This is a genomic window from Mycobacterium sp. NGS40, from assembly GCF_059812735.1.
Window position 1 is genome coordinate 1 of sequence record NZ_JCALDG010000093.1, and the last position, 1,054, is coordinate 1,054.

1 protein-coding gene and 1 pseudogene are annotated in these 1,054 nt (G+C 61.9%); both read left to right on the top strand.

Annotated features, from left to right (window positions below; all coding sequences use genetic code 11):
• Nucleotides 1-270 (top strand): annotated as a pseudogene (locus tag AC5Y5O_RS32040) (hypothetical protein); the annotation flags it as partial.
• A gap of 120 nt (nt 271-390) precedes the next feature.
• Entirely contained in the window at nt 391-531 is a 141-nt protein-coding gene (locus tag AC5Y5O_RS32045; RefSeq protein ID WP_175364745.1) for a hypothetical protein, read from the top strand.
• The last annotated feature ends 523 nt before the right edge of the window (nt 532-1,054 follow it).

Below are 1,054 nucleotides of genomic sequence, written 5' to 3' on the forward strand. Positions count from 1 at the left end.
TCTAGCGTGCTTCGGTTCAATGCTCGGTTCGTGGTGGTGATGTCGGTGGGGTCGATCCTGGGCACCATCGTGGGTGGGTTGTTGCTCGGAGCGATCCCCAGCGCGGTCCTGATTCCGTTGCTGGCGTTGCTATTGCTGTTCTCAGCGGTCAAGGTGTGGCGGCACGGCTGGCCGCTGGGCCCGTCCTCAATTCGAGGGTTCCGGCGCAACCCCCTCCGAGTACTGCGGTCATCACGGGATACACCACTACAGATTCATGCTTCTTACTAACTGCGGCGCCTGTGGACGGCCGATGTCACCACCATCAAAGTCACCAAGCCACTGCGTGATCGCATTACCGCCGCGACTGCGCAGCGACACCAAACCTTGCAGAGCTTCGTGGAGCATGTGATGGACGAACACGACCGCAGCCGGCGCCTGGCGGCCTTTGCAACGGCACTGAGCAGCGCCGACGAGGACTCGCTGCGCGGCTGGCGCGATGAAGCCGACAGCTGGTCGGCGCCGGACTCCGATCTTGACGGCGTCCGGTGACCGAGCCGGTCGGGCCCGGATCCGTTGGGTGGGTCAACCTCGATCCCACCGTGGGGCGTGAGCAGGCGGGCGCCCGGCGAGCTGCGGGACCTAAGTCCTATCCAAATAGGCGCCAAGGCTGAGGTTGGTTCCTGATCGGTGTTGGGGTCCAGAGGCAGAAGCCGACAACGATAACTTCCGCTGATTAGCATTTTGTGACCACGCGGGATGTGCCGGGGATCGGGCGCCCTTCATGTCGACTGGCAATACTCCGGCACGGTAGTAGTGTCGTAGCCGCGGGCGCGTCATCTGGAGCAAGCTATGCGAGCTACGTGCGAAAGCCACAATCAGCCGAATAATACGTACGCTCGCCCGCGCCCTTCTCGACGAGGTGTTAAATCCTTCACCTTCAACCGTTTGACGCTTTAGTGTCCTCGAACTGCGACTTGGACGCGTACAGTCTCGCAGTCGCCGCACCGCCGGGCCGTCAACCCGCGATCCGAGAATGACTAGTGTAAACACAGCACGTATTTCCTCGCACTAC

What these genes read in the sequence shown, in the direction of transcription:
- AC5Y5O_RS32045 (WP_175364745.1), top strand. Translation starts at nt 391, where the DNA reads ATGGACGAACACGACCGCAGCCGGCGCCTGGCGGCCTTTGCAACGGCA.